This window comes from Burkholderia sp. Ac-20345, assembly GCF_017104825.1.
Classification (GTDB): Bacteria; Pseudomonadota; Gammaproteobacteria; order Burkholderiales; family Burkholderiaceae; genus Burkholderia; species Burkholderia lata_B.
Map to the genome: position 1 here is coordinate 1 of NZ_JAAGPO010000054.1, position 18,565 is coordinate 18,565.

At 64.7% G+C, this 18,565-nt stretch carries 19 protein-coding genes and 1 pseudogene; 7 read left to right on the forward strand and 13 right to left on the reverse strand.

Features of this window, described 5'->3' with window-relative positions; genetic code table 11:
- The 3 genes from G3O06_RS20440 to G3O06_RS20450 form a co-directional block, all read left to right on the forward strand.
- A partial coding sequence (locus G3O06_RS20440) for an AIR synthase-related protein (protein ID WP_241020156.1) occupies nt 1–284 on the forward strand: 284 nt, incomplete at its 5' end.
- Between the two features lie 72 nt (nt 285–356).
- Nucleotides 357–947, forward strand: a complete 591-nt coding sequence (locus tag G3O06_RS20445) for a LysE family transporter (protein WP_205817291.1) — start codon at nt 357–359, stop codon at nt 945–947.
- Nucleotides 948–1,206: 259 nt separating this feature from the next.
- Complete coding sequence (locus G3O06_RS20450; protein WP_205817292.1) at nt 1,207–2,286, forward strand: purine nucleoside permease; 1,080 nt, start codon at nt 1,207–1,209, stop codon at nt 2,284–2,286.
- A gap of 220 nt (nt 2,287–2,506) precedes the next feature.
- On the opposite strand, the gene G3O06_RS20455 is transcribed toward G3O06_RS20450, so the two are convergent.
- Entirely contained in the window at nt 2,507–2,800 is a 294-nt protein-coding gene (locus G3O06_RS20455; RefSeq protein ID WP_174971121.1) for a DUF4148 domain-containing protein, read from the reverse strand.
- Between the two features lie 394 nt (nt 2,801–3,194).
- Nucleotides 3,195–4,199 (reverse strand): putative multidrug efflux transcriptional regulator CeoR, encoded by a 1,005-nt coding sequence (gene ceoR, locus G3O06_RS20460; RefSeq protein ID WP_174916304.1) that lies wholly within the window; start codon nt 4,197–4,199, stop codon nt 3,195–3,197.
- A gap of 174 nt (nt 4,200–4,373) precedes the next feature.
- On the opposite strand from ceoR, the gene G3O06_RS20465 reads away from it, so the two are divergent.
- From G3O06_RS20465 to opcM, 4 genes and pseudogenes are all read left to right on the forward strand, one after another.
- Complete coding sequence (locus tag G3O06_RS20465) at nt 4,374–5,234, forward strand: alpha/beta hydrolase (protein WP_174999801.1); 861 nt, start codon at nt 4,374–4,376, stop codon at nt 5,232–5,234.
- Between the two features lie 32 nt (nt 5,235–5,266).
- Nucleotides 5,267–6,484 (forward strand): multidrug efflux RND transporter periplasmic adaptor subunit CeoA, encoded by a 1,218-nt coding sequence (gene ceoA, locus G3O06_RS20470; protein ID WP_174916302.1) that lies wholly within the window; start codon nt 5,267–5,269, stop codon nt 6,482–6,484.
- Between the two features lie 45 nt (nt 6,485–6,529).
- Nucleotides 6,530–9,730 (forward strand): multidrug efflux RND transporter permease subunit CeoB, encoded by a 3,201-nt coding sequence (gene ceoB / locus G3O06_RS20475; RefSeq protein WP_205817293.1) that lies wholly within the window; start codon nt 6,530–6,532, stop codon nt 9,728–9,730.
- Nucleotides 9,731–9,740: 10 nt separating this feature from the next.
- Nucleotides 9,741–10,466: pseudogene (opcM, locus tag G3O06_RS20480) on the forward strand (multidrug efflux transporter outer membrane subunit OpcM); the annotation flags it as partial.
- 102 nt (nt 10,467–10,568) lie between these two features.
- On the opposite strand, the gene G3O06_RS20485 reads toward opcM, so the two are convergent.
- The 11 genes from G3O06_RS20485 to G3O06_RS20535 form a co-directional block, all read right to left on the reverse strand.
- Entirely contained in the window at nt 10,569–11,165 is a 597-nt protein-coding gene (locus G3O06_RS20485; protein WP_205817294.1) for a formyltransferase family protein, read from the reverse strand.
- Complete coding sequence (locus tag G3O06_RS20490) at nt 11,156–12,283, reverse strand: GNAT family N-acetyltransferase (protein WP_205817295.1); 1,128 nt, start codon at nt 12,281–12,283, stop codon at nt 11,156–11,158. The genes G3O06_RS20485 and G3O06_RS20490 overlap by 10 nt, the downstream gene beginning before the upstream one ends.
- Nucleotides 12,280–12,444 carry a hypothetical protein gene (locus tag G3O06_RS20495; protein ID WP_205817296.1) on the reverse strand — a complete coding sequence of 55 codons (165 nt, stop codon included), beginning with the start codon at nt 12,442–12,444 and terminating at the stop codon, nt 12,280–12,282. The genes G3O06_RS20490 and G3O06_RS20495 overlap by 4 nt, the downstream gene beginning before the upstream one ends.
- Nucleotides 12,401–12,616 carry a Com family DNA-binding transcriptional regulator gene (locus G3O06_RS20500; RefSeq protein ID WP_205817297.1) on the reverse strand — a complete coding sequence of 72 codons (216 nt, stop codon included), beginning with the start codon at nt 12,614–12,616 and terminating at the stop codon, nt 12,401–12,403. Before G3O06_RS20500 ends, G3O06_RS20495 begins: the two co-directional genes overlap by 44 nt.
- Before the next feature lie 139 nt (nt 12,617–12,755).
- Nucleotides 12,756–13,307: a hypothetical protein gene (locus G3O06_RS20505; RefSeq protein WP_205817298.1), complete on the reverse strand. Its 552-nt coding sequence runs from the start codon at nt 13,305–13,307 to the stop codon at nt 12,756–12,758.
- Nucleotides 13,308–13,349: 42 nt separating this feature from the next.
- Nucleotides 13,350–14,198 carry a hypothetical protein gene (locus G3O06_RS20510; protein WP_205817299.1) on the reverse strand — a complete coding sequence of 283 codons (849 nt, stop codon included), beginning with the start codon at nt 14,196–14,198 and terminating at the stop codon, nt 13,350–13,352.
- A gap of 34 nt (nt 14,199–14,232) precedes the next feature.
- Complete coding sequence (locus G3O06_RS20515) at nt 14,233–15,042, reverse strand: DUF4376 domain-containing protein (protein WP_205817300.1); 810 nt, start codon at nt 15,040–15,042, stop codon at nt 14,233–14,235.
- A 5-nt stretch (nt 15,043–15,047) separates the two neighbouring features.
- Nucleotides 15,048–16,262 (reverse strand): phage tail protein, encoded by a 1,215-nt coding sequence (locus tag G3O06_RS20520; protein WP_241020157.1) that lies wholly within the window; start codon nt 16,260–16,262, stop codon nt 15,048–15,050.
- 7 nt (nt 16,263–16,269) lie between these two features.
- Nucleotides 16,270–16,920 carry a phage tail protein I gene (locus tag G3O06_RS20525; protein ID WP_205817301.1) on the reverse strand — a complete coding sequence of 217 codons (651 nt, stop codon included), beginning with the start codon at nt 16,918–16,920 and terminating at the stop codon, nt 16,270–16,272.
- Nucleotide 16,921: 1 nt separating this feature from the next.
- Nucleotides 16,922–18,091, reverse strand: a complete 1,170-nt coding sequence (locus G3O06_RS20530; RefSeq protein WP_205817302.1) for a baseplate J/gp47 family protein — start codon at nt 18,089–18,091, stop codon at nt 16,922–16,924.
- Nucleotides 18,088–18,516 (reverse strand): GPW/gp25 family protein, encoded by a 429-nt coding sequence (locus G3O06_RS20535; protein ID WP_205817303.1) that lies wholly within the window; start codon nt 18,514–18,516, stop codon nt 18,088–18,090. The genes G3O06_RS20530 and G3O06_RS20535 overlap by 4 nt, the downstream gene beginning before the upstream one ends.
- Nucleotides 18,517–18,565: the final 49 nt, after the last annotated feature.

Genomic DNA, 18,565 nt, shown 5'->3' on the forward strand with positions numbered 1-18,565 from the left:
TGCCGTGGCTCGCGGGCGTCGAGGCGTTCGTTGCCGACGGCGTGTTCACCGGCGCGTCGGGCCGCAACTGGGCCGCGTACGGCGCGGACGTGCAGCTGGCCGACACGCTGCCGCCCGTCGCGCAGGCGCTGCTGACCGATCCGCAGACGTCGGGCGGCCTGCTGGTCGCGTGCGCGCCCGAGGCCGTCGATGAAGTCCTCGCGTGCTTCCGTGCCGACGGCTTCGACCGCGCGGGCGTGATCGGCGAGATGGTGGACGGGCCCGCACGCGTCGACGTCGCGTGACGCTGAAGCGCCCCACCAGATTATTTTGCGGTCGCTAGAATCGATGCCTTCCATCGAAGACATCGACGACCGATGAACGACTTCCTGTTCGGGCTGATGATCGCGCTGTCGGTCGGGCCCGTTGCGCTGATGATCGCGAACTACGGGATGCGCGCCGGCACCGCAAGCGGCGTGCGCGCGGCGGTGGGTGTCGCGACGGCCGACGGCTGCTATGCGGTCGTCGCGTTCACGCTCGGCGCGATGCTCGCGAGCACGCTCGCCGCGCATCTGTCGCTGTTTCGACTGGTCGGCGCGCTCGTGCTGCTCGCGATGGGCGCGCGGATGCTGTGGCAGGCGCTGCGGGATCGCCGCCGCACGCTCGACGGCGATGCGCGGCCACCGGGCAGCCGCCCGTTTGCATCGATGTTCCTCGTCACGCTCGCGAACCCGCTCACGATCCTGTTGTTCTACGGCTATGCAACCGCTGCCGCCGGTGCGCATCGGCACTGGCTGCTCGGTGCCGCGTGCGTATTTGCAGGCAGCCTCGCGGGGCAGCTCGTGTTCGCATTCGGCGGCAGCGTGATCGGCCGGATCGTGAAGTCGCCGGGGCTGCTTGCGGCGAGCCATGTGGTTGCCGCGCTTGTCGTGCTGGGTTACGGGGTGGCGGGGCTGGCGCGGCTGTAGCGGTTCGCCGGGCGGGTGATGAGCAGGCGGGTGAGGCTGGCGTGCCGGTTTCGGTCAACCGGATAGTATTCCTGACGGAATGTCGAGGTGCAGGGGCCGTTTCCTTCGTCATTCCCGCACGTACCCAATCCGCACCGATGCGCCGACGCACCGACGTCGTTTCGTAGTCGGGTTCCGCATCGGGCACGCCCGTTCTATACTCCGACGCGCAGTCTACGAGAGCCGTTCTCACCCAACATCATCGAAACAAGGAACGCCGATGCTGACTCGCTCCATTCTTTCCGCCGCTGCATTCTCGCTCGCAGCCTGTGCGACCGCGCCGTCGATCGCGCAGGACAACCAGGGCAACAACGCGGGCAACAATGCATTCGCCGAGACCGGTGCACAGGGCCGCCCGGTCAAGGTCATGATCATCACGATGTTCGGTCCGGAGGGCCAGGCCTGGCTCGACCGGCTCGGCCCGTGGCGCGACATCGCCGTGCCCGGCCTGTCGCCCGACTACCCGAACGTTCATTGCAACAAGCAGGACGTGTGCGTGGTCACGACCGGCATGGGCTATGCGAACGCGTCGGCGACGATCATGGCGCTCACGTTCTCGCAGCGCTTCGATCTGCGCCGCACGTACTTCCTGATCTCCGGCATCGCAGGCGTCGACCCCGCGCAAGGCACGGTCGGTTCGGCCGCGTGGTCGAAGTACCTCGTCGATTTCAGCCTGCAGTGGGAACTCGATGCACGCGAGATTCCGGCCGGCTGGAATACCGGCTTCCTCGGCATCAACACGAAGAGCCCGAACGACAAGCCGCCGCTCGACTATCGCACCGAAGTGTTCCAGCTGAACCCGCAACTGACCGACGCCGCGGTCGCGCTGTCGCGCAACGTGGTGCTCGCCGACAGCGCGCAGGCGCAGGCCGCGCGTGCGAAGTTCACGTATGCGCCGGCGAACCGGCCGCCGACGGTGATCCAGTGCGACACGTCATCGGGCAACACGTGGTTCTCGGGCACGCTGATCGGCGAGCGCGCGCGCCAGTGGACGAAGATCCTGACCGACGGCAAAGGTACTTACTGCATGACCGCGCAGGAAGACAACGCGACGTATGAAGCGCTCAAGCGCGCGGCGAGCGTGAAGCGGGTCGACCTGTCGCGCGTCGCGGTGCTGCGCACGGGGTCCGATTTCGACCGGCCGTATGTGGGGCAGACGAGTACAGACAACCTGCTGAACTACGCGGACCAGGGCGGCTTCGCCCCGGCGACCGAAAACCTGTATCGCGCGGGCAATCCGCTCGTTCAGGACATCGTGACGCACTGGGGCGAATGGCGTGACGGGGTGCCGCGCCGGTAAGGGCCGGAAGTTGACTCGGCCGGCGGTCAGTGCGCGTGCGGGGCCGAACGGAACGGCGTCCATACCGGCGTGGTGTCGTCCCAGTGATCGAGCGGCGAAGGGAGTTGATCGTTCATCATGTGCTCCTGCAACTAACTATCTAACTGACTGACTCGGCGAGTCGTCGACAGGGAAATCGCGACGCCGCGCACGGGGCAACCCGTTGCGCGGCGTTGCGCGTTTACCGGCCTCCGCCGGCGAGCTGGTTGCTTTCCGGCGTCGGGCGATACGGGCCTTGTGCCAGTTCGAGCCCTTGCGGATACGAGTTGGCCTTGCGCAGGTACGCGAGCGTGCCGTCCTTGCGTGCTTGCTCGACTTCCGCGCTTACTTCGGCGCGGGTGCGCGGGCCGTAGTGCTGCGAGTACCACGACGTGTTGCCGTAGTCGCCGGCATGCGGCGTACCCGAATCGGCGAAGGCCGGTGCGGACACGGCGAGCGTGAGTGCGAGGGCGGAGAGAAGATGGCGGCGGTTCATGGCGTAACTCCTGTCATTCGGAGCTGGCGCTGGAGCGCTTACTCCGGTCCCATCAAGCGGGATCTGTTCGATGCGCAACGAGGTGCGCGACAGGGTTTACTCTAGGTATCTGTTCCGTCGCGATAAATGCGGCAGATGCGAATTGAATTGTCGTGTCAGTGGAACAATCGACATCCGTACACCTGGCAGGGTTATGCGGAAATCGCCCGAACCCGCTTGCAGCGGGCCTCGCACGGGAGCGACGACGGCGCGCGGCGACGCATGCGGACGATTGCGTCGCATGGCACAAAGGTTTGCTGCGGATTCAGGAAGGATCGGGTGCGCCGGGCGGGAAACGGGGCGCGGAGGCGGGGCGACGCGCGGGCCTCGCAGCCCGCGCGTGCAGTTCAGACGATTACGCGACCCACTCGTTGATGACCGGCGTGTCGAGCGCCGGCGCGCGTTCAGCTTCCTCGAACGTGCGCTTGCTGCACGTCGCGTCGAGGCTGCCCTTGCCGCTCAGCAGCGGGCAGCGGTCGAACACTTCGGCCACCCAGTCGACGAACACGCGCACCTTCGGCGACAGATGACGGCTGTGCGGATACACGACCGAGATCGGCATCGGCAGCGGCTTGACGCCCGGCAGCACTTCCTTGAGCCGGCCTTCGCGCAGATGCGGCAGCACCATGAACAGCGGCGGCTGGATCAGCCCGAAGCCTTCGATCCCGCAGGTTACGTACGCATCCGCGTCGTTCACCGACACGATGCCTTCCATCTTCATCTCGACTTCCTTGCCGTCGGTCAGGAACGTCCAGTCGATCGTGCGGCCGGTGCGGCTCGAGAAGTAGTTGACGGCCTTGTGCTGGCTCAGGTCGTCGATCGATTGCGGCTCGCCGTGGTGCTCGAGATAGTCGGGCGACGCGACCGTCACGCATTCGAACAGGCCGACCCGGCGCGCGACGAGCGACGAGTCCTGCAGTGCGCCGACGCGGATCACGCAATCGACACCTTCCTGCAGCAGGTCGACCGGCCGGTCGGACAGGCCGAGCTGCAGGTCGATGTCCGGATAGCGCGAATGAAATTCGCACAGCGACGGAATCACGAGCAGCCGCCCGATCGAACCCGGCATGTCGATACGCAACTTTCCGTGCGGCTTCCGGTTGTTCGCCTGGAAGCTCGCCTCGGTTTCCTCGACGTCCGCGAGGATCCGCACGCATCGTTCGTAGTACGCGGCGCCGTCCGGCGTGAGCGACAGCCGGCGCGTGGTCCGGTGCATCAGCCGCACACCGAGGAATGCTTCGAGATTCTGGATGATCGTCGTGACGGACGCTCGCGGCAAGCTGAGCGTTTCTGCTGCCTTGGTGAAGCTGCTTGTATCGACGACGCGAGTAAACACCTGCATGGCCTGAAGCCGGTCCATCACAACCTCCGCAATCTAATGAGCCTCCGGAACAACAAGGCTGCGCTACCTCGTGGGTAAACGCAGCCTCGGATTGTTCGGGGGCGTTGAATTGTGTTGCCGGATTATAGGCATTTATCCCAATGTCTGCCGGACCCAGAATTCGTTCCATCTCGAAATGGATGCTGCATCGTCATGGACGCTTCTGAATTCAGCAAATTCCTGAAGGCCGCATTGCCCGCCCAAGCCATGGCGGGCGCGGCGCTGACGGTCGCCGAAGTCGAAATTCCCGGCTACGCGCAGGACATCGTGCTGCGCCTCTACCGCCGCCCGGACAAGACCGGGTTGCCAGTAGTGCTTTATTTCCACGGCGGCGGCTTCGTCCGCGGTTCGCTCGAAGACGCCGATTTCGCCGCGCGTTTTTTAGCAGAACGCTTACCAGCGCTCGTAGTGTCGGTCGATTATTCGCTCGCGCCGGCCTTTCCCTTTCCGGCCGCGCCGGAGGATGCGTATCGCGCCGCCGTATGGGCCGCGACGCGCGCCCGCGCGTTCGGCGGCAACCCGAAGAAGATCGGTGTCGCGGGCCACGACGCGGGCGGCCAGCTCGCGAACTGCCTCGCGTTCATCGCGCGCGATCGCGGCGAAGTGTCGATCGTCGCGCAGGCGCTGTTCGGGCCGATGCTCGACCCGAGCATGACACGCATCGGCGACGCCGATCGCCTCGCGTCCGACATCACCGCGCGGGAATGCGCGGCATGTTATCGCGCGTATCTGCCGCAGGCCGCGCAACGCATGCACCCGTACGCGGCGCCGCTCGAATCGGTGCGCCTCGCGGGGCTGCCGCCGACGCTCGTCGTCACCGCGCAGAACGACGTGCTGCACGTCGAGGCGGAGAAATATGCGGGCTGCCTGATCTCGTCGGGCGTGCTCACGCAGGTGATCCGCTATCCGGACATCACGCACGCCGCGCTCGCGACGCACGAAGCCGCCTTCGAGGAAGCCGTGCGCTTCTTCCAGTGCCGCTTCCAGGCGCGCCAGCCGAACCGTTCCGAATAACCAAAACCAATCCACGTTTACTGGAGATCCACATGGCCATCCTACGCACCTCCCGTTCCCGGATCGCGACAGCGGCGATCGTGACGCTTGCCGTCGTCGGCCTCGGAACGTTCGGCGCAATGCGCGTGAACGCGAACGCACCCGATAAAGCGGCAGCGCCGCTGCCCGAAGTCGACGTCGCGACCGTCGTGCCGCAGACCGTGACCGACTGGCAGAGTTATTCGGGCCGCCTTGAAGCGGTCGAAAAGGTCGACGTGCGCCCGCAAGTGTCGGGCACGATCGTCGCGGTGAACTTCAAGGACGGCGCGCTCGTGAAGAAGGGCGACGTGCTGTTCGTGATCGACCCGCGCCCGTACCAGGCCGAAACCGACCGCGCGGCCGCACAGCTCGCGGCCGCGCAGGCGCGCAACGGCTACGCGCAGACCGACTGGCAGCGCGCGCAGCGGCTGATCGGCGACAACGCGATCGCGAAGCGCGATTACGACGAGAAGCAGAACGCGGCCCGCGAGGCGACGGCGAACCTGAAGGCCGCCGAAGCCGCGCTGGAAACGGCACGCATCAATCTCGGCTATACGCGGATCACGGCGCCCGTTTCGGGCCGCGTGTCGCGTGCGGAAATCACGCTCGGCAACGTCGTGTCGGCCGGCGCATCGGCCGCGCCGCTGACGACGCTGGTGTCGGTGTCGCCGATCTACGCATCGTTCGACGCGGACGAGCAGACCTACCTGCAATACATCAACGGCGCGCGCAACGGCCGCAAGGTGCCGGTGGAGCTCGGTCTCGCGAACGAAAGCGGCTACTCGCGCAGCGGCGAGATCGACTCGGTCGACAACCGGCTCGACACGTCGTCCGGCACGATCCGCGTGCGTGCACGCTTCGACAATGCCGATGGTGCGCTCGTCCCGGGCCTCTACGCACGCGTGAAGGTGGGCGGCAGCGCGCCGCACGAGGCACTGCTCGTCGACGACGCGGCGATCAACACCGACCAGGACAAGAAGTTCGTGTTCGTCGTCGACCAGCAAGGCCGCGTGTCGTACCGAGAAGTGCAGCAGGGGATGCAGCACGGCAACCGGCGCGTGATCGTGAGCGGCCTCGCCGCCGGCGATCGCGTGGTCGTGAACGGCACGCAGCGCGTGCGCCCCGGCGAACAGGTGAAGCCGCACATGGTCCCGATGACGGGTGGTGACGCGCCGTCCGCGCCTTTGGCGGACAACGCGAAGCCGGCCGCACCGGCGAAGGCGGATTCGTAAGCGGCCCGCCGCTTCGTATCCGCGTTCAACCAGACAGAGCCACACATGAATATTTCAAAATTCTTTATCGACCGGCCGATCTTTGCAGGAGTCCTATCGGTGATCATCCTGCTCGGCGGGGTGATCGCGATGTTCCTGCTGCCGATCTCGGAATATCCGGAAGTCGTGCCGCCTTCCGTGATCGTGAAGGCGCAGTACCCGGGCGCGAACCCGAAAGTGATCGCCGAGACGGTCGCGTCGCCGCTTGAAGAGCAGATCAACGGCGTCGAGGACATGCTCTACATGCAGTCGCAGGCGAACAGCGACGGCAACATGACGATCACCGTCACGTTCAAGCTCGGCACCGATCCGGACAAGGCCACGCAGCTCGTGCAGAACCGCGTGAACCAGGCGCTGCCGCGCCTGCCGGAAGACGTGCAGCGGCTCGGCATCACGACGGTGAAGAGCTCGCCGACGCTGACGATGGTGGTCCACCTGATCTCGCCGGACAACCGCTACGACATGACCTACCTGCGCAACTACGCGCTGATCAACGTGAAGGATCGCCTGTCGCGGATCCAGGGCGTCGGCCAGGTGCAGCTGTGGGGTTCGGGCGACTACGCGATGCGCGTGTGGCTCGATCCGCAGAAGGTCGCGCAGCGCGGGCTGTCGGCCGAGGACGTCGTGCAGTCGATCCGCGAGCAGAACGTGCAGGTCGCGGCCGGCGTGATCGGCGCGTCGCCGTCGCTGCCGGGCACGCCGCTGCAGTTGTCGGTGAACGCGCGCGGCCGTCTTCAGACGGAAGACGAATTCGGCGACATCGTCGTGAAGACGACGCCGGATGGCGGCGTCACGCACCTGCGCGACGTCGCGCGGATCCAGCTCGACGCATCCGAATACGGGCTGCGCTCGCTGCTCGACAACAAGCCGGCCGTTGCAATGGCGATCAACCAGTCGCCGGGCGCGAACTCGCTGCAGATCTCGGACGAAGTGCGCAAGACGATGGCCGAGCTGAAGCAGGATATGCCGGCCGGCATCGACTACAAGATCGTCTATGACCCGACGCAGTTCGTGCGTTCGTCGATCAAGGCCGTCGTGCACACGCTGCTCGAAGCGATCGCGCTGGTCGTGATCGTCGTGATCGTGTTCCTGCAGACCTGGCGCGCGTCGCTGATTCCGCTGATCGCGGTGCCGGTGTCGATCATCGGTACGTTCTCGCTGCTGCTCGCGTTCGGGTATTCGATCAACGCGTTGTCGTTGTTCGGGATGGTGCTCGCGATCGGGATCGTGGTCGACGATGCGATCGTGGTGGTCGAGAACGTCGAGCGGAACATCGAAAGCGGGATGAACGCACGGGCGGCGACCTACAAGGCGATGCAGGAAGTGAGTGGGCCGATCATCGCGATCGCGCTGACGCTCGTCGCCGTGTTCGTGCCGCTCGCGTTCATGTCGGGCCTGACCGGCCAGTTCTACAAGCAGTTCGCGATGACCATCGCGATCTCGACGGTGATCTCGGCGTTCAACTCGCTGACGCTGTCGCCGGCGCTGTCGGCGATCCTGCTGAAGGGCCATGGCGACAAGGAAGACTGGCTCACGCGCGTGATGAACCGCGTGCTCGGCGGTTTCTTCCGCGGCTTCAACAAGGTGTTCCATCGCGGTGCGGAGAACTACGGCCGCGGCGTGCGCGGCGTGCTGTCGCGCAAGACGCTGATGCTTGGCGTGTACCTCGCGCTGGTGGGCGCGACCGTGCTCGTGTCGAAGGTCGTGCCGGGCGGCTTCGTGCCCGCGCAGGACAAGGAATACCTGATCGCGTTCGCGCAGCTGCCCAACGGCGCATCGCTCGACCGCACCGAGAAGGTGATCCGCGACATGGGCTCGATCGCGCTGAAGCAGCCGGGCGTCGAGAGCGCGGTGGCGTTCCCGGGGCTGTCGGTGAACGGCTTCACGAACAGCTCGAGCGCGGGCATCGTGTTCGTCACGCTGAAGCCGTTCTCGGAACGGCATGGCAAGGCGCTGTCGGCCGGCGCGATCGCGGGTGCGCTGAACCAGAAGTACGGCGCGATGAAGGACTCGTTCGTCGCGGTGTTCCCGCCGCCGCCGGTGCTCGGCCTCGGTACGCTGGGCGGGTTCAAGATGCAGATCGAGGATCGCGGCGCGGTCGGCTATGCGCGGCTCGCGGATGCGACCAACGACTTCATCAAGCGCGCACAGCAGGCGCCTGAACTCGGCCCGTTGTTCACGAGCTACCAGATCAACGTGCCGCAGCTCAACGTCGATCTCGATCGCGTGAAGGCGAAGCAGCTGGGCGTGCCGGTGACCGACGTGTTCAACACGATGCAGGTGTATCTCGGTTCGCTGTACGTGAACGACTTCAACCGCTTCGGACGCGTGTACCAGGTGCGCGTGCAGGCCGATGCGCCGTTCCGCCAGCGCGCGGACGACATCCTGCAGCTGAAGACGCGCAACGACAAGGGCGAGATGGTGCCGCTGTCGTCGCTCGTCACGGTGACGCCGACGTTCGGCCCGGAAATGGTCGTGCGCTACAACGGCTACACGGCGGCCGACATCAACGGCGGCCCGGCACCGGGCTTCTCGTCGGGTCAGGCGCAGGCCGCGATCGAGCGCATCGCACATGAAACGCTGCCGCGCGGCGTGCGGTTCGAATGGACCGACCTCACGTACCAGCAGATCCTCGCGGGCGATTCGGCGATGTATGTGTTCCCGATCAGCGTGCTGCTCGTGTTCCTCGTGCTCGCGGCGCTGTATGAAAGCCTGACGTTACCGCTCGCGGTGATCCTGATCGTGCCGATGAGCATTCTGTCGGCGCTGACGGGCGTGTGGCTCACGCAGGGCGACAACAACATCTTCACGCAGATCGGCTTGATGGTGCTGGTGGGGCTGTCGGCGAAGAACGCGATCCTGATCGTCGAATTCGCACGCGAGCTCGAACACGACGGCAGGACGCCGCTCGAGGCCGCGATCGAGGCGAGCCGGCTGCGGCTGCGCCCGATCCTGATGACGTCGATCGCCTTCATCATGGGTGTCGTGCCGCTCGTCACGTCGACGGGGGCCGGTTCGGAAATGCGCCATGCGATGGGTGTCGCGGTGTTCTTCGGGATGCTCGGCGTGACGCTGTTCGGGCTGATGCTGACGCCGGTGTTCTACGTCGTGCTGCGCACGCTCGCGGGCGGCAAGATCCACGTCGCGGGCAAGGACTCGGCGGGTTACGGCGTGCCGGCTCCCGGCGTGCCGGCATCGGATGCTTGAGGACAAGAAGATGAATAACATGCACAACACGAATGGCCTGATGCGCTTCGCGAAGGTGGCGGCCGCGAGCACCCTGCTCGCGACGCTGCTCGCCGCGTGCGCGGTGGGCCCCGACTACAAGCGTCCGGATGCGCCGACGCCCGCCGCGTTCAAGGAAGCGCCGACGCTCGCCGCCGGCGAACAGGCCGGCACGTGGAAGACGGCCGAGCCGTCGGACGGCACGCATCGCGGCGAATGGTGGAAGGTGTTCGGCGACCCGGTGCTCGATTCGCTCGAGACGCAGGCGCTCGCCGCGAACCAGAACCTGAAGGCCGCGGCGGCGCGAGTCGAGGAAGCGCGCGCGGCGACGCGTACGGCACGCTCGCAATGGTTCCCGCAGATTGGTGCCGGCTTCGGGCCGACGCGCCAAGGGGTGTCGTCGGCGTCGCAGTTCCAGCCGCAGGGCACGGGCCCGACCAACGCGACGCTGTGGCGCGCGCAGGGCACGGTGTCGTACGAAGCCGACCTGTTCGGCCGCGTCGGCCGCAACGTCGAGGCGTCGCGTGCCGACCAGGCGCAGAGCGAAGCGCTGTTCCGTTCGGTGCAGCTTGCGCTGCAGGCGGACGTCGCGCAGAACTACTTCGAACTGCGCCAGCTCGATTCCGACCAGGACCTGTACCGCCGCACGGTGGAGCTGCGCGACCAGGCATTGAAGCTGGTGCAGCGCCGCTTCAACGAAGGCGACATCAGCGAGCTGAAGCGGCGCGTCGTATTTGCGGCTGATTCTGCGTCATATTTGACGCGCCGGTCGGTTTCTACTGGCGATATCGAATTACGCGCGTAGAAACGCGCGCACCCTCTATTGATCGCCGAGCAGCGACGACCGAAACGCGGGCTCCCACGTGGCCAGCTCGGTGTCCTGTTCGATACGTGGGCAATTCCCCCTCTCAACGCGCGCCAGCGCCTCACGGAACAGACGCAGCCCCATCGGAGCCAACGTCCGCCGCCATAGCTCGGCCGGCGTGTCACCGGGCCGCACATGCGCCCAATCCTGCAACGCGATCGGCCCGGTGTCCGCGCCGTCATCCAGCCAATACAGGGTGCCGCCCGTAACGGCCTCGCGCATGTGGATTGCCCACCGAATCGCATCACGGCCGCGATGACGCGGTAGAAGCGACGGGTGGTAGCCGAGCGCCCCCAATCTTGCCCGTCGACGAGCGGTTGCCGAAATGAACGCGTGTGCGTGCGCGGCCAAAATCAGGTCCGTTGACTGCGGGATTGCGTCCGGCTCGACGCGCCGCGACACGACGGTCGGGATACCGAGTCGGTGGCCGACGAGCGCCAATCTATCGTTAGCGGCCGGCGCGATCGCCGCCACGACTTCATGCCCCTCCACGACACACTGCTCGAGCAGCTCGGCCGCGATCCATTTTTGGCCGACGATCGTCAAGCGCATTCGGCGTCCTCCCCGAGATATCGGAAGCCCTGAACCGCGCGGAAGTGGCCGCCATAGGCAGCACCCGGTGCTGACGCGTCGCCGCGCCGCTGCCGGCTGTCCGCCAGTGATTTAAGGCTTCTGGCGCGGCTTTCCCCGTACAGGTGCGCTGAGACTTGCGTCCAGCGGCGGTCGCGTCTCAGCGCGGCGGCCAGCCCCGGATGGCTGGTATGGAACAGTGAGCGGAGCGGCAGCTCGTAGCGGTTGCGCCCTGTCGCCCATGCCTCGCATACGGCGTTCAGGAATCGCATACCAACTCCGGCACCTTGCCATTCCGGCATGACGACGAGCCGGCACGCTCGCGCTTCGACAAGGCCCTGACGGGTGGTGACGGCAACGTGTGCGACCGGTTCGTCGCCGACCCATGCCACGTAGTTGGTCGCGGCCATCATGCGCGGCATCTTCAGATAGTGATGCGGCTCAAAACGCGGCCAGTGCCGCCAGTCGGTCTCTTCGATGTCGAACGTGATGGGCGGCCGTCGCCGAAGACGCCCCCGTTCAAACTGGCCGGTCGCGGTGTCGAATACCCAATCCGGCTGTAGCCAGTCGAGGATGTCGTAGTGGCAGGAAAGGAGCACCACGCGCCCACCGGTGCGCCGCCAAGCCTTCGCGAATGCGCCCGCGCCGATCCTGGCAATCTGTCGGTCGACCACCGACGAAAACTCGTCGACGACGGCGATCGGCGGCGCTTCGCATACGAGCCGGGCCAACATGGCGCGGAACTGTTCACCGTTGGACAAGACGCCGAATGGTCGCAGCCAGGTCGGGACGCTCCCGAGACCTACGGCGGACAGCGAGGCCGTCACCGCATCGAACTCGCCGCGCGGCGCGATCGCGTCCACGATCGGCTTGCGCGCCGGCCATTCGGGCGCGTAGATCGGCCCGATCTGGCGGCCGATGCTGGTCTTACCCGAACCGGACGGCCCGACAACGACCCCGATCTGCCAGCCGTCGTCGTCGATCGGCAACTCGGCGTCCAGCTCGAACCGGCTACCGTCGTCGACGTTGAACAGGGATTTCACGCGGGCAGCGCGGTAGCTACGCGGATCGGGGCAGCGGTGGCGAATCTGAAACTTCATACGCACACCACCTTCAGCTTGTACCCCTGACGGGTCAAATCGCGATAGACGCGCTGCCGGTCGGCCTCGTCAGCGCAAAGCACGATGACGCCGTATTTGGACTGGTACTTGAACCCGTTACGCCCGTACGGACGCGCCGGGCGCGATTTGCTGGTTGCCATGCGGCTTCTCCGAATCAGGCGCTCGCGGGCGCTCTGACTGGAGGCTCTCGGCCTTCAAAACATTGACTGCTTTACAGCGCGGACACTTGATACTCAGTTCGAGGTATCGGCCCGCACCGAGCTTTCGCGTACAGCGGCCGCATCGGATTTCAGGGAGGTGACACTTTTGCATAGGTGAAAGACCGTTTCATGTATTAGAATCAGCCCCGCCTGCCGGCAGGCAGCGGAGCCTTGGCCTCTTCACTGGTTGGTCCAGTGTCGCGGTGGCCGCCGTGAAGCCACTAACTTCACGGCGGTCGCTCTGTCTCACGTCAGGACGGCCAAACCACCGCCTGAATTGCCGCATTGTCTGCCGCCTGTTCGATGGCGAGCGACAGTTCCGCCTTCGTCACGGCAAGCTTTCCTACTGCCGTGCCAGCGTCAAACCCGACCTGCTGAATTTGGCTTGCCGAATGGCTGCGCAGCGACCACGCGCCTTCGCCGTCCGAACACAGATACGGCATCGACCAATTCGCGGGCGTGATCGGCAAGCACGACGTCGTCACAGCCTGGTGCAGTTTGTCGAGGTCGGCGGGCAAGGCCAAATACGTATGCGCCGATCCGAGTGCGGACGACTGAAACCCCGCCGCGATCGCTTTGTCGTAGGCTGATTGCACAGCCGCCCGTGCCCCCGATCGCTTCACATCCAGCTCGACCGCGTTCAGCGGTCGGGTGACCCACTGTCCTTGCGCTACGTCGGCGACAACGATGCTATTGACGTCGGGTGCGTCCGGCGGCGGCGTGGTGAGACAGTACGGAATCGGTGCGTCGTCCGGCACAGCGCCGGCATAGGTGAGCATTTCCGGGAAGTAGATGTATTTCATCGTGGCGCGGCTGGTGAGGTTGAGAAGGCGGTCAGCTTTAGATCAGACCGGCGCTCTGGCGGTGTCAGCAGCGAGAGCGGTTCCGGGAGGTGTCGCGCTCAACTGCGTGATCGACACGACACCCTGCAATAGCAGCGGCGTCTGGTTGACCGAGCCGAGAACCTTCGAAAAACCCAGCCAGAGTTCCCAATTCGAGTCCCACGCTTGTACGCCGCTGATCACGATGCTGCCGAGCGACCCAGAAACGCTTTGACTTGCGATCGGCAAGCTCGGAAACGCCCGAACCGCATACTGAAAAATGCCGGGCCACTTGTACACGGTGCCGATGGCCAGCGCTACCTGCGCCGGCAGCTGAAACGTATCGGTACTCGGGGCAATAACATTGACGCTTCCATTGATCATGTATTGCCCCTGCGGAAGCGTCAGCGTGCCGTCGCTGTTCGCCACATACTGGAAGCCGTTATAGGCCGTCGTGCCGGCGTGGAAGTCGATTTGATAGTAGCCGCCCTTATCAATCCCCCGGGCGCCGTTCTGCTGCGCGCTGTGACCCAACTCGATCATGAGTGTCGGCATAACCGACAGTGACGCGGGCTTGTTCAGAATCTGCGCGAGTCCGCTCTTTGCGTTCCAGTCTGCATTGACGCCTTTGAACAGCTCGTTCAACGCGTCCAGCAAGTCATCGAGGCGATTGGGAGTCGGTGTAATGCCAGCCGCCTGACAAATACGCAGCATATTGCCGAGCATGTCATTCGCCGTTGCGGCGGCGAATGGCGTGCCGTTGACACCGGGGCCTGCGTCTTGCCCCCATCCGCCGCCGCCGGTGGGCGGTACGGCTTGACCCGACGCGACACCAGGAGGTGACGCCAATGAATTGTGCGGAAAACCTTGCATAGTCAGCTCATGATCGAAATATGGGAGGTGTGCTTCACCACACGACTGCCTGGACGTCGCTCGTGGTCGTCGCGGCCGAGATTGCAGCCTTGCGAGCTTGAAGGCGCTGGAATGCCGTCCAGCCCTGCGCGAGCATCGCGCCATACAGCCCCTTCAGGTCGGCCAAAGTCAGCGACACTTGCGTGTTATCTGCCGCCACCCAATAGAATCCGTCCGGAACCGATCCGGCCATGTCGTAGCCTTGTGTCGCGGTCTGCAATACCCGCTGGCTTGCTACATCGGCGTCAAAAGCTTTCGTCACGCCGGCCGCAGTCGTGAAGGAAACGGGTTGCTGAATTGCGACCGAATACGCGGCTTGCAACATCGCGGCTTGTTGCGCCTGCACCTGAGCGAGTGTCGGCGCTACGGGCGCGGGCGGTGCCGGCGGCGACGTCAGGCCGTCAGCCGGAACGGTCGCGCCAATTTCGGTGATGGTGTGTCGGCTGCCGTCCGCGAGCCAGTAGGTCGTCCCTCGAAAGTCGGACAACACGTGCCACTGGCCGCCAAGGATCACGGCGACTTCATTCGCGCCGATGTCTGGCCTGTTCTCGGTAGTTGCGACCACCGGCGCAGCGGCCGGCGTCGACGACGGTGTCGCCGGCGACGCCGGCAAATTTTGCACAACCCACTCGCCGTTACCCCACACAGCGACGCTCAACGTCGGATCGAAATTCGGTGGCGGAACGGTCGTCACGCCCGGCGGCAACAGCAAGGAACCCGGCTCATTCGGATCTTCCTGAATCGCGGTCGTTCCGATCAATACGCCCTGTGCGTCGCACTGATACGCAGTAACAAGATTCGTCATGGTGTTCAATACTTGATGATGTAGTTCACGGCAAGGTTCTTGCCGCGCGTTTCTGACGCGCCGGCCCCTTGAATCGATATGCCGGTGGCGCTGCCATAGATCCCGATATTGGTCCCGCTCGCGTAAATGCCGATGTTGCTTCCGCTCTCGTTCGTCGTCCCTGTGAATACGCCGTCGTTACCGGTATCAAGCGTGCCGCCAGTAAGTGCCCCGGAGCCATTGGAATCAACGTTCTGCGCGATCACCGTGAAGCTGTGTGCGTGCTGGTAGTCGGCGACACCGTGGCCGTGGGACGGATCGTTCACGCCATGCGAATGCAACGGGTCGCTGATGCTATGGTTGTGGTACGCGTAAGCATCGGCCTGGTAACTACCAAGAGCGCGCCCGGAGTCGAGCCCTCGGCCGTTGTCCAGGCCGCGCAAACTGACGCCACGGGAATCGGGCAAATTAAATGTCGACGCGCCGTCCCCCGCACCGTATGTCGTGCCGATTTGCCCGAACAGTGCCGCGTAGGTTGCGCGTGACACAGCCGCGCCGTTGGCGAGCAGGAAGCCGGCGGGCACCGCGCCACCGAAAAACGGCAAGCCTGCTCCAGTCGGCACAAAGGTGCCGAGCTGCGACGTGAAGGCGACCCCAGTCAGCCCTAGGTTGGCGATCGCCTGCGCCCGCCATGCGGCCGGCTTTCCCGCTTGATCCACAACACCCGACACATACTGATCGAACGGATCGGTTTGCTGGAGCAATGTATTGATCGCGGTCGTGACCGCGTCATCGGCGGCGGCCTGCGCCGCAACGTCGAGCGGCTGGATGACGACCGAGATATTTTGCAGGGGCAATTGCCCGTAGCCGACCGTGATGGATGCCGTGTACGGGACACCAGGCGTACGCACAACGAGAGCCTGCGCGGGGTCGGACGTGCTCCATACGCCAAACACAACGCCGTCGCCAATCAGCGTCAGCTCGGTCGCACTATACGGCGCTGGCGGGTCTGTATCGAACAACGAATTGATGCGCAGTTGGCCAGGCGCGGGCTGCGACGCCGAGAAGATGGACGAGCGTTCCTGTTCGCTCGTCAACGCGACAGCGGAGGAAGTCAGCGGCGCGGTACCTGAGCCCAACGCAATCGCGCTGAATTGCACGTCCATGCTTCGCTGTTGCGCGCTGATCAGCGCGTTCATACCGGCGAGCGTCAGTGTCAATGAAATGGTGCGTTGACTCATGGTCTTCTTAGACGAATCCGTATTGGGTCATGGTGACGGGGAATGGCGAACCAAGGGTTTGCATCGGAAAATCGACGGCTGCGAACTCCGCGATGATGTGGCCTTGCTCTTCGCCGTTGGCGATCATGGCGATACCGGTACCGAGCCCGATGCCGGCGCTGCTCGCGGTCAGCTTGAAACCGCTGCGCCCGTTCTTCCAGAAATTGACGACGCGAGCGATTTCCCCCCAGCGTTTCAGGTCGAGCGGCGGCGCACCGTCGGGTTGATCGAGCGTATCGGCGTTGAGCACAAACGTGTACGGCGCGCCCTGCGGCGTCTGCCGAAACCATTCCGTCATCGTTGCCGTGACGCCGATGATCGTTAGAATCCGCATGACCGGATCGGGCGCACCGTGAATGCGGTGTAATGCGCCGGCCTGTTTCAACAGCGCGCGCTTTTGCGCCTCCGTCGTCACATACGCCCAGCCGGCGTCACCAAGCATGCGCCACTGCTCGGCAAGTGCCGGCAACGCGTCGGCCGGCACTGTGTCGAAGTCCGCCACGACAAGCGGCGTGAGGTCGATGTCGACCGCCGATGCACCGATCGTTTCGAGTGCGCGGGCGTTTAGGTCGCGTGCAAGCGGTGGCACTAGCAGCGATGGATCAACGAAGTCTGTCATGTCAACCGTCGGTCGAGCCCGCAATCGTGATCTGAATGCCGGTGCAATGACCCCATTGCTGCGGCGTCAGTACCGCGTCGGCGGCCGGCTGGATGAGATTTACCTTGTAGACGCCGTAGGCCGACGGGCCGTTCAGCACGCCGATGATCTGCTCGCGCACGATGTCGAGGCCGAGCAGACCTTCTCGCGCAATGACATACGTCGCCGTCGCGCTGTTCGCCTGCGTAAGCGCAATCGACTGATCGGCGGTATCAAGCAGAATCAACTCCGCCACAATCTGATAGTCGACTTCTTCCGCGTCGAACACCTGCACGAAATCAGTCAAGGGGCGTCGATTGGTCGCCGAGCACGACGCCAGCACCGCGTCTTTAATCGCCTGAGACGGAAGCCCCGTCCTGGTCAGCGGATACAGATACACGCAGCCCGGCGGAACGTCGTTGGCGGACCTCAATGCGTTGTTGACTAGCTCCAGCGCCGGGTACTGCACTGAAACGTCGACGATACTCGGGTCAGCCGATCGCGCCCAATAGACATAGGCGCCGATCGGCCCTGTCGTTGAGAAGCTTTCCGGTGCGAGAGCGATGCGCTCCCGATAGTTGTCGTCTTCTTCGTCGTCGGTGCCGTTTGCGGTGGTGGTCGCATTGTTGGCGACCGTGATATTCAGACCAGCAATCGTTCCGATAAGGCCGTTGATCTGGCCGGCGACGAAGCCGTTCGCGGCGGTGCCGGCCACCGTACACAAACCCTGCACCGTGGCTGTCGTATCTGTCGCGGCGACCTGGGCATCGGCTGCTGTCGCGAACACGACGTCGGAGCCGACCTGCGTCCCGGCCGGCAACGTGATTGCGGAACCCGGCGCATCGAACGTGAACTGCAGCGTGCACTGCGCAGGCTGCGCGAGAATCCGGTGGCAGTCGACGTTTTCGCCCAACATGTCCAGCACGGGCCTACGCGAATACCGAACGAGGTTCAGCTTCGCCGCGTCCTGGATGGCTTCGCGCAGCAGGCTTTCACGATACGAGTAGACGTTGATCAGCAAGCGCTCCGCTTGCGCGGGATACAGCGTCTTACTGGTAAGTCCCTCGTACATCGCGACCATGTCGGCCGTCACCTGAGACGGATTGCGGTCGATAAAGCTCGGTACGGGCAGCGACGGATCAAATACGCTCATGATGCGAGCCTCCCAAAGGCAAGGTTCGTCACGAAGATGTCGTTCGAGTAGGCGGCGGCGACTTGCCAACGGATACCGACCGCGAGCTTCGCGATATCCGAAGGCGCGACCGACACCTGGACAAGGTCAAGCCTTGGTTCCCAGCGAGCGAGTGCAGTCCGGATCTCACGTGCGATATACGGGCGCGCGATGTTGATCGGGTAGTCGATGTAGCGGTCGACGTTACTGCCGAAATCGGGGCGGTGTGGGTCGCTGCCGAGCGGCGTGTGCAGGATGATGGTGACGCATTGGCCGATGTCGTCGACGTCGGTCACAACCTGACCGACAGCATCGGCAAGCAAGCCGCCCGAGGCGGCTGTGGCTTGAGTGGACAGCGCAAGCTGAAAAAAGCGCGTCTGGATGGTGGTGGTGTCGGACGATTGCATGATCCGGAGTATCCGGAACCATGCGCGCGCCCGACAGTAACGCGAGTTC

Coding starts and splice junctions, on each gene's coding strand:
- G3O06_RS20445 (WP_205817291.1), top strand. CDS start 357: ATGAACGACTTCCTGTTCGGGCTGATGATCGCGCTGTCGGTCGGGCCC.
- G3O06_RS20450 (WP_205817292.1), top strand. CDS start 1,207: ATGCTGACTCGCTCCATTCTTTCCGCCGCTGCATTCTCGCTCGCAGCC.
- G3O06_RS20455 (WP_174971121.1), bottom strand. CDS start 2,800: ATGAACCGCCGCCATCTTCTCTCCGCCCTCGCACTCACGCTCGCCGTG.
- ceoR (WP_174916304.1), bottom strand. CDS start 4,199: ATGGACCGGCTTCAGGCCATGCAGGTGTTTACTCGCGTCGTCGATACA.
- G3O06_RS20465 (WP_174999801.1), top strand. CDS start 4,374: ATGGACGCTTCTGAATTCAGCAAATTCCTGAAGGCCGCATTGCCCGCC.
- ceoA (WP_174916302.1), top strand. CDS start 5,267: ATGGCCATCCTACGCACCTCCCGTTCCCGGATCGCGACAGCGGCGATC.
- ceoB (WP_205817293.1), top strand. CDS start 6,530: ATGAATATTTCAAAATTCTTTATCGACCGGCCGATCTTTGCAGGAGTC.
- G3O06_RS20485 (WP_205817294.1), bottom strand. CDS start 11,165: ATGCGCTTGACGATCGTCGGCCAAAAATGGATCGCGGCCGAGCTGCTC.
- G3O06_RS20490 (WP_205817295.1), bottom strand. CDS start 12,283: ATGAAGTTTCAGATTCGCCACCGCTGCCCCGATCCGCGTAGCTACCGC.
- G3O06_RS20495 (WP_205817296.1), bottom strand. CDS start 12,444: ATGGCAACCAGCAAATCGCGCCCGGCGCGTCCGTACGGGCGTAACGGG.
- G3O06_RS20500 (WP_205817297.1), bottom strand. CDS start 12,616: ATGCAAAAGTGTCACCTCCCTGAAATCCGATGCGGCCGCTGTACGCGA.
- G3O06_RS20505 (WP_205817298.1), bottom strand. CDS start 13,307: ATGAAATACATCTACTTCCCGGAAATGCTCACCTATGCCGGCGCTGTG.
- G3O06_RS20510 (WP_205817299.1), bottom strand. CDS start 14,198: ATGCAAGGTTTTCCGCACAATTCATTGGCGTCACCTCCTGGTGTCGCG.
- G3O06_RS20515 (WP_205817300.1), bottom strand. CDS start 15,042: ATGACGAATCTTGTTACTGCGTATCAGTGCGACGCACAGGGCGTATTG.
- G3O06_RS20520 (WP_241020157.1), bottom strand. CDS start 16,262: ATGAGTCAACGCACCATTTCATTGACACTGACGCTCGCCGGTATGAAC.
- G3O06_RS20525 (WP_205817301.1), bottom strand. CDS start 16,920: ATGACAGACTTCGTTGATCCATCGCTGCTAGTGCCACCGCTTGCACGC.
- G3O06_RS20530 (WP_205817302.1), bottom strand. CDS start 18,091: ATGAGCGTATTTGATCCGTCGCTGCCCGTACCGAGCTTTATCGACCGC.
- G3O06_RS20535 (WP_205817303.1), bottom strand. CDS start 18,516: ATGCAATCGTCCGACACCACCACCATCCAGACGCGCTTTTTTCAGCTT.